The sequence below is a fragment of the Rhizobacter sp. P2_H2 genome, assembly GCF_056403375.1.
Genome location: NZ_JBFUFP010000179.1, coordinates 1 through 7552, shown reverse-complemented (window position 1 = coordinate 7552; position 7552 = coordinate 1). Strand labels below are relative to the sequence as shown.

The following is a 7552-nucleotide window of genomic DNA, read 5'->3' as shown; positions in this document are numbered from 1 at the left end:
GACCAACGGCAGCCATGTCTGCTACGAGGCCCAGTACATCCCGCAGCTGGCCGCCGACGGCCGCACGGTGCTCGGCTTCCACGCCGTGGTCAGCGACATCACCCGCCAGAAGCTCGAAGAGAAGCGGCTGATCGAGCTGGCTCGCCTGGACCCGCTCACGGGCCTTGTCAATCGCGCCGGTTTCGAGTTGCGCGTCGCCGAGGCGATGGAGCGCTGCCGCGCCACGGGTGCACTGATGGCGCTCATGTACCTCGACATCGACCGGTTCAAGCAGATCAACGACCGGTACGGACACAGCGCGGGAGACGCACTGCTGCGGGAATTCGCGGACCGGCTGTCCCGGACCCTGCGTTCCAGCGACGCCGTCGCCCGCCTGGGCGGCGACGAGTTCACGGTGATCATGGAAGGCCTGCCGGCGCCCGATGTGGCCGCCACCGTCGCCGCCAAGATCGTCCAGGCCATGAGGACGCCGTTCGTGGTCGACCAGCAGACGATCGATGTCACGACCAGCATCGGCCTGGCGTTCTACCAGGGTGACGCCATGACCGTCGAGGCGCTCGTCAGGCAGGCGGATGTGATGCTCTACCAGGCCAAGGGCGCGGGCCGCAACAACGTCCAAGTGGCGCTTCGCCTGGTCGAAGGGGGGCGGGCCTGAAACGCTCGTCCAGGCACGTCACGAGACTGACGGCAAGGGCCCGGACATGACGCCCTGGAATACTTCGTCGAGGTACGCGACGAACGCCTTGAGGTTCGGGTTGCCGCGCCGGCTCTCGGGCCAGACGGCGGTGATCGCCGATCGGTCGATCGAGAACTCGGCGAGCACGGGCAGCAGCAGTCCGCGTTCCACGTACGGGGCTGCGATCCACGACGCCGTCATGCCGATGCCGCCACCGGCGGCCAGCACCTCGACGACCGCGTCGCTCACGTCCACCACGATGGCGGCGTCGGGCGTGAACTCGATGGTGCGGCTGCCGACCTTGAACAACCAGCGCAGCGGCTGCCCCGAGGTCTGGTAGCGGAAATTAACRCAGTCGTGATCCCGGAGGTCTTCCGGCTTGCGTGGCGTTCCGCGCGCCGCCAGGTAGGCCGGCGACGCGTAGGCGCCGAGGTGGTTCGTCGCGAGGCCGCGCGAGATCAGCGCGGAGTCGGCGAGCTGGCCGACGCGGATCGCCACGTCGATGCCTTCCTCGACCAGGTTGACGAAGCGGTCGTTCAGCCGCAGGTCGATGTGCAGCTTCGGGTAGCGGCGCCGGAACTCCGGCAGCGCCGGCGCGAGCAGGCGCGTGCCGATGGGCAGCGGCGCGGCGATCTTCAGCATGCCGGAGGGCTCGGCCCGCACCGCGGCCGCGGACTGGACCACCTCTTCGGCGGCGCGCAGCAGGACCCGGGCGCGCTCGTGCAGCTCACGCCCCTCCGGTGTCAGCACCAGCGAGCGGGTCGTCCGCGTGAACAGGCGCAGCCCCAGCTGCTGCTCCAGGCGCTGGATCGTCTTGCTGACGGCCGACGGTGACACCGACAGCGAGCGTGCCGCCGCCGTGAAGCTGCCGTACGACGCCGCGCGCGCGAACGCGACGATGCCCGTGAGACGCTCCAGGCTGATTTGTTCCGTCATGGCACTTGTCAAGTGAGTTGCGCCAGGATTATCAAACGGGTGGCGAATATCCACACTCCTTGTCAACGCAATTCGCGGTGAAGGAGATGGTGATGACGACGAAGACGATGAAGGCGATCCGGCTGCACGAGTTCGGTGGTCCGCAGGTGCTGCGCTACGAGGACGCCCCGGTGCCCGAATTGCAACCGGGCGAGGTGCTCGTCCGCGTTCACGCGGTAGGCATCAACCCGCCCGACTGGTACCTGCGCGAGGGCTACAGGAACCTGCCTCCCGAGTGGCGGCCGCTGGTGCCCTTCCCTGTGATTCCCGGGACGGACGTGTCGGGTGTCATCGCGGCCGTCGCGGGCGATGTTGATCGCTTCGCCGTGGGCGACGACGTGTTCGGCATGGTTCGATTCCCTGGCCTCAAGGGCGAAGGGGCCGCGTATGCCGAGTACGTCGCCGTGCCGGTGGCCGACCTGGCGCGCAAGCCTGCCGGCCTCGATCACGTGCACGCTGCCGCGGCACCGATGGCCGGGCTCACCGCCTGGCAGTACTTGATCGAGCTGGGGCACGACCACGCCAACCCGCTGCAAGCGCAGCGCCATCATCCGGTGCCGCTCGACGGCAGGAAAGTGCTCGTCAATGGCGCCGCGGGCGGCGTGGGGCACCTGGCATTGCAAGTGGCGAAGTCGCAAGGCGCGCACGTCATCGCGGTGGCATCGGGCGCGCACGAGTCGTTCCTGCGCGGGCTCGGGGCGGACGAGTTCATCGACTACACCCGCAGCGCGCCCGAGGACGTGGTGAGCGACCTCGATCTCGTCGTCGATACCCTCGGCGGCCCCACCACCGGCCGCTTCCTGCGCACGCTCAAGCGCGGCGGCGCGTTGTTCCCGGTGTTCATCGGCTTCGCCGAGGCACAAGAGGCCGCGCAGCGCGGCATCACCGTCTCGATGACGCAGGTGCGCTCGAACGGCTCGCAACTCGCAGCGTTCGGGCAGCTGCTCGATGCAGGGACGGTTCGCGWCGCCATCGACAGCAGGTTCGCGCTGGCGGATGCGCGGCAGGCCCACGAGCGGGCCGCGCGCGGGCACCTCCAGGGGAAGATCGTGCTGACGGTGGCGTGAGGGGATGCCTCAGCCGCACTTATGCTTGGCGGCATGCGACACATCCCGACGTCCACCGAGAAGGTGGAGCACTTGAAGAAGCAGGCCAGGCGCCTGCAGCGCAACGGTGGCGGCAAGTTGGCCGACCTGCTCGACCGCGTCGCCCGGGGCGCGGGGTATGACCATTGGCGCCACGTCACGGCCTGCCTCGAGGGCGCGCAGGCCGAGGGCGGCGTGGCCTTGCTGCGCAGCAGGATCGCCGCGTTCCAGGCGGTGGCTGTCGAGGGGGGCCGGCGCATCGAAGTGACCGGTCCGGAGATGCTCGCCGTGCCGATGGTGATGTTTGCGGCGGCGGGAGATGCCTGGCTGCTGGAGCCGCACACGCAGGAATGCATGTGCCTCGCCTTCCACGGCGAGCGCGTCGAGTCGGGGCTGGCGGAACACGGCGAGCAGGTCACGATGCGGTTTCATGGCACGTATCGCCTGGACGGCGATGCGATGCACTTCCAGACGGACCTGCCGCTGGTGGGGAACCGGACGGTGCAGGGGCTGCCCGTTGCCGAACTGCGTGAAGCGTGCCGGCTGGCGACGGAGTCGTTCCAGGCCCGGTTCACGTCGGCCGCGTCGCGCGAGGCCCTGGAGCCGTTGACGGCGGGCCTGATCGACCTGCTCATCGACCGCGGCTTCGGCAACGTCGATCGCGCCGAGTTGCAGCGTGCAGCGAAGCACGGTGCACGCTACTCACCGGCGCGTGACGCACTGGTGTGGCCGGGTTCACACGATCTCCCTGAGCCTGCCCTGCCCCACGCTGCGCAGCGTGCGAAGCAGCAGCACCCCGATGACGAGGGACGCGAAGGCTAGCAACAGCACGGCCATGCCATCGGCGAGAGGCGACTCGGCGGCCGCAGCGACCTGCAGCGACGCGATCGCGCACGCCGCCAGCGGAAAACTCGCCGCCCACCAGCTCAGCTTGAACGGCGCACGCAACGCGCTGCGGAGCCGGCCGACCAGCACGGCGAGCATGAAGAGCCCGATGCCGAACAGGCCTTGCGCGAACAGGTCGAGGCGGCCGCCCGAGATCGCGACGTAGCTCGACATGCCGACGACGGCCGACGCGAGCAGGATCAGCAGCGTGGGCTTCATCGTCGGCGGCATCGGCGCCTCGAACATCAGCCGCGAGACGACGATGGCGATGAGCAGCACCGACAGGAACAGCCCGGCCGCCCAGCAGAGCGCCAGCACGCCATGCCATTGCGCAGGCGGGTGCAGCGACGGCGCCGCGAGCGGCACGTCCAGCAGCCCGACGGCGGGAACGATCCCGTGCAGCAACAGCAGCACCGGCGCGTCCTTCGGGCCCGCCTCGCGGTAGAAGACGTTGACGCCATCGACCGCGATGGTGCGGTATTGGACGGCGCCGGTTGATGCTGCGTTGGTGGCASCAACCCTGGCGGCCGCAGGCGCCGCGCTTGCAGCATGCGAGGCAAGAGAGAGGGTGATCGCCGCGGCCATCAGCCTGGCAGCATGGAAGGTCTTCATCGTGTGGATCTCCTGTCGAGATCGGGTGTTCTCGGGTGGGACTCATTGTGTAGACGCACCCCTCACGCACCAATCCACCGCGGTGGAAGGGACTGTTTCACGGCGCGGTGTGGTAGATGGCCAAGGGTCTCCCCGCCCCTCCGATCGAGGGGTGCTGCGATCGGCATCGTCGCGCTACCCTGCTGCGTACATCGCTGCGTCAGCGAGGGAGGAGCAATGATGCTTCGCTGTCCACGGGTCTTCACCTGCCTCATGGTCGTGGCCGTCTTGAGCGCGTGCGGTGGCGGCTCGGAAGACACGCCACCACCGGTGCCCCAGCACCCCGCGACCCAGGGCACGCTGAAGGCCGACGTGACGGTCGTGAACTCATCCCGCGATGCATGGGTCGCCTCGGCCACCGACGCGAGCTGGACGCTACACAGTGTCCGCAACGACATCGCCGTCGGCGCCGTGCTGCTGCTGGACGATGATGCCGTACGGGTAACGGGGGTGACTCAGGTGGACGGAACCACCATCCTCGGCGTCGTCCCGGCCGAGATCGAAGAGGTCTTCGCCAAGCTCAGGCTGTCTCACGTCATCGACATGAGCGATGCAACCTTCGAGGCCACCGACGGATCGGCCACGCTGGTATCTCGAAACGCACTCGTGCAGGATCGCGCGCAAGCCGCGGCCGGCCTGCAGCAGGCGATCCATGTCGCCATCGACAGGCATCCGTTCACGGGCAGCGTCGACTTCGTGCTGGGCGGGCGGCTGGACCTCAGCTACGACGAAGACGGCAGCACCGGCGCACAGGGCCATCTGGACGTCACGGGCGCCATCGACGGTGCGGTGCGTTCATCGTTCGTCGGCTCCTTTCCGCTGTCGCCGAGGATCCCCGCCAGCTTGGCGGCGTACCAACTGGGGACCGTGCGCATCCCGATACCTGTGACGATCGTCGACAAGGCGTCGCGCGTTCTGGGCGTGCGGGTGGCTTCGATCGTGGTGCCGGTGTGGCTCGGCGCCGATGGGACGGGCGGGTATTCCCTCGCGCTGCGCGTGAACGGAGACGCTCGCACCAACCTCGTCGTCGATTACTCCGGTTCCGGTGGCCTAGTTGCCCACGGCCCCATGGCCTCCGCCGGCTTCGGCGTGACGGGCGAGTTGGCCGATGCAGGCCCTGACGCTGCGGCCCAGGTCGGGGCCGACCTCGGTGCCTACGTGCGGGCACTCCCGCAACTGCTGATCCTGAACAAGGTGCCCTCGATGGGCGCGGACCTCAAGGTCGGCATGTACGCGGACGGGCAACTGTCGGCTTTTCCTGGAGCGCCGTACTACTGTCTGCGGATGCAGCCCTCGTTGAAGAGCGAAGTGTCCGGTTTCTTCCGGGCGGCGGGCATCGACCGGCAATCGTCGTCGTTGACCAGCGGCAGCCTCAATGTGGGAGCGCCCTACTCCACTGGGGAATGCCGTGAAGGCAACAGCGTGGCCATCCATGCGCCGCAAGCAGGTGCCGAGGTGGCGTACCTCGGTGAAAACATGGAGGTGTCGTTCTCCGTCGGGCCTGCAGATCCGTCTCGCGCTGCTCCCACCGGATCGGTGGAAGTGACGCTGCAGGGCGCCAGCTGCGTCGCCCAACTGATCGACGGTGCAGGGCGTTGCAGCGTTCTCGTCACCAGTGCGGCGTGGTCGCAGATCGTCACGGTGAAGTATCTCGGCGACACGGTCTACCGCGATTCTCAGTCCACGGTTCTGGTCCATGCCGGCGGCCTCTCCTGGAACAATGCCATCAAGCTGACCAGCGGCTCATGCACGCTCAGCTCCCCCGACAGTTCCGAACAGCTTGTCGAGCTTCACGGAACCGCATCGGGCGAGGTGGGTGCAAGGGTCGTCGCGCGGTTGGAATCAGACATTGCAGGTTCGGCCGGCTCCAGTAGCTACGCGTCATGCCCGGGGTGGACGGGCTTCGGCATCATCGATGGCCTTTGGCAAGGCTGCATACGCAGGCCCGATGAATCACCGATCACTACCTGGTCAGCGAAGATAACCCGCAACGGGCATACCGGCGTCCGGGCAGAACTGCTGGAGTGGCACCCGATGCCTTCGCACTTCCCGCAGCCGCTGGCCCTCGTCCGGCAGGCTGCCGTACCCTGCCCCGGCTCCATCACCTACCCGTAGCGGCTCGATGCACTTCGACATTCTCGTTCCCGAGGCCTCGAGGAACATCGCCCAGGTGCTCGGCTTCGGCCGCACCTACCTGGCCGCCAAGGGGGTTCCAGCGGACACCCTCCGCGCGGCTGCACCCGCATCGCGTACCGCGACGCCGGCGTCGATCCGCTCGACGATCCGGCGCTGGCCGATGAGTTCGATCTCGTCGTCGTGCTTGGCGGCCCGATCGGCGACGAAGACGGCGCGGTCTATCCCTTCCTGGCCGACGAGCTGCGCCTGATCGAACGACACCTCGCCCAGCATCGGCCACTGCTGGGCGTCTGCCTGGGGGCGCAGTTGATGGCCAAGGCGTTGGGCGCCCGGGTGAAGCCGATGGCGCATGGCCGCAAGGAGATCGGCTTCGGCCCGATCGAGCTGACCGATGCCGGCCGCGCCTCGCCGCTGGCCGCCTTGCCGCCGGGCCCGCCGGTGCTGCATTGGCACGGCGACCAGTTCGAGCTGCCGCCAGGCCTGCCGAGCCTGGCCGCCACGGCGCTGTGCCCGCACCAAGCCTTCATGCCCCTGGCCGGCCGCCCTCGCCTTGCAGTTCCACCTGGAGGCCGATCCGCGCCGCATCGAGCAATGGCTGATCGGGCATGCGGGCGAGCTCAGCCAGGCCGGGGTCGACATCGCGGCATTGCGCCGCGAGGCCGTGCAGCATGGCGGCGCGCTGGCCGCGGGCCTGGTGGATGCCTGGCTGGGGGGCTTTCAGGCCACGACGTAGCGCCCCGGCGTGGTCCCCATCGCCTTGCGGAACATCGTGATGAAGCTGCCCGAGCTCTCGTAGCCCAGCCGGTCCGCGACCTGCTGGACCGACGAGCCGATGCCCAGCCATTTCACCGCCAGCATCAGGTGGAGCTGCTGGCGCCAGCGGCCGAAGCTCATGCCGGTTTCCCTGGCGAGCAGGCGCGCCATCGTCCGCTCGCTCAGGCCGGCGCGCTGCGCCCAGGTCTGCGTCGTTCCGCGGTCGGCCGGGTCATCGATGATCATCTCGACGATCTTGCGCAGGCGCGCATCCACCGGCATCGGCAGGTGCAGGTGGCCGGTGGGCGCCGCACCGATCTCGTCGACCAGCAGCGTGGTCAGGCGCGCGTCCATGCCCTGCTCCTCATAGAGCGTCGGCAGCGTCGAGGAG

General features: G+C 68.6%; 8 protein-coding genes and 1 pseudogene. 6 read left to right on the top strand and 3 right to left on the bottom strand.

Annotation, left to right across the window (positions count from 1 at the left end):
• Positions 1 to 655, top strand: a 655-nt coding sequence (locus AC1D15_RS12345) for a diguanylate cyclase domain-containing protein (protein WP_477826198.1), incomplete at its 5' end; no start/stop codon positions are given.
• A gap of 18 nt (positions 656 to 673) precedes the next feature.
• Here the strand turns inward: AC1D15_RS12345 and AC1D15_RS12340 are convergent.
• Positions 674 to 1612, bottom strand: a complete 939-nt coding sequence (locus AC1D15_RS12340) for a LysR family transcriptional regulator (RefSeq protein WP_477826197.1) — start codon at positions 1610 to 1612, stop codon at positions 674 to 676.
• A 5-nt stretch (positions 1613 to 1617) separates the two neighbouring features.
• On the opposite strand from AC1D15_RS12340, the gene AC1D15_RS12335 reads away from it, so the two are divergent.
• Both AC1D15_RS12335 and AC1D15_RS12330 read left to right on the top strand, forming a co-directional pair.
• Positions 1618 to 2718: an NADP-dependent oxidoreductase gene (locus tag AC1D15_RS12335; RefSeq protein ID WP_477826196.1), complete on the top strand. Its 1101-nt coding sequence runs from the start codon at positions 1618 to 1620 to the stop codon at positions 2716 to 2718.
• Positions 2719 to 2790: 72 nt separating this feature from the next.
• Complete coding sequence (locus AC1D15_RS12330) at positions 2791 to 3558, top strand: hypothetical protein (protein WP_477826195.1); 768 nt, start codon at positions 2791 to 2793, stop codon at positions 3556 to 3558.
• Here the strand turns inward: AC1D15_RS12330 and AC1D15_RS12325 are convergent.
• Entirely contained in the window at positions 3472 to 4233 is a 762-nt protein-coding gene (locus tag AC1D15_RS12325; RefSeq protein ID WP_477826194.1) for an SLAC1 family transporter, read from the bottom strand. The two genes, AC1D15_RS12330 and AC1D15_RS12325, sit on opposite strands and share 87 nt — an antisense overlap.
• Before the next feature lie 252 nt (positions 4234 to 4485).
• On the opposite strand from AC1D15_RS12325, the gene AC1D15_RS12320 reads away from it, so the two are divergent.
• The 3 genes and pseudogenes from AC1D15_RS12320 to AC1D15_RS12310 all read left to right on the top strand — a co-directional run bounded on the left by AC1D15_RS12320 (position 4486) and on the right by AC1D15_RS12310 (position 7141).
• Complete coding sequence (locus AC1D15_RS12320) at positions 4486 to 6387, top strand: hypothetical protein (protein ID WP_477826193.1); 1902 nt, start codon at positions 4486 to 4488, stop codon at positions 6385 to 6387.
• 201 nt (positions 6388 to 6588) lie between these two features.
• Positions 6589 to 6831, top strand: a pseudogene (locus AC1D15_RS12315) (glutamine amidotransferase-related protein); the annotation flags it as partial.
• Positions 6832 to 6958: 127 nt separating this feature from the next.
• Positions 6959 to 7141 (top strand): hypothetical protein, encoded by a 183-nt coding sequence (locus tag AC1D15_RS12310; protein ID WP_477826192.1) that lies wholly within the window; start codon positions 6959 to 6961, stop codon positions 7139 to 7141.
• Here AC1D15_RS12310 and AC1D15_RS12305 read toward each other — a convergent pair.
• Positions 7126 to 7552, bottom strand: a 427-nt coding sequence (locus AC1D15_RS12305) for a helix-turn-helix domain-containing protein (RefSeq protein WP_477826191.1), incomplete at its 5' end; no start/stop codon positions are given. The genes AC1D15_RS12310 and AC1D15_RS12305 overlap by 16 nt on opposite strands.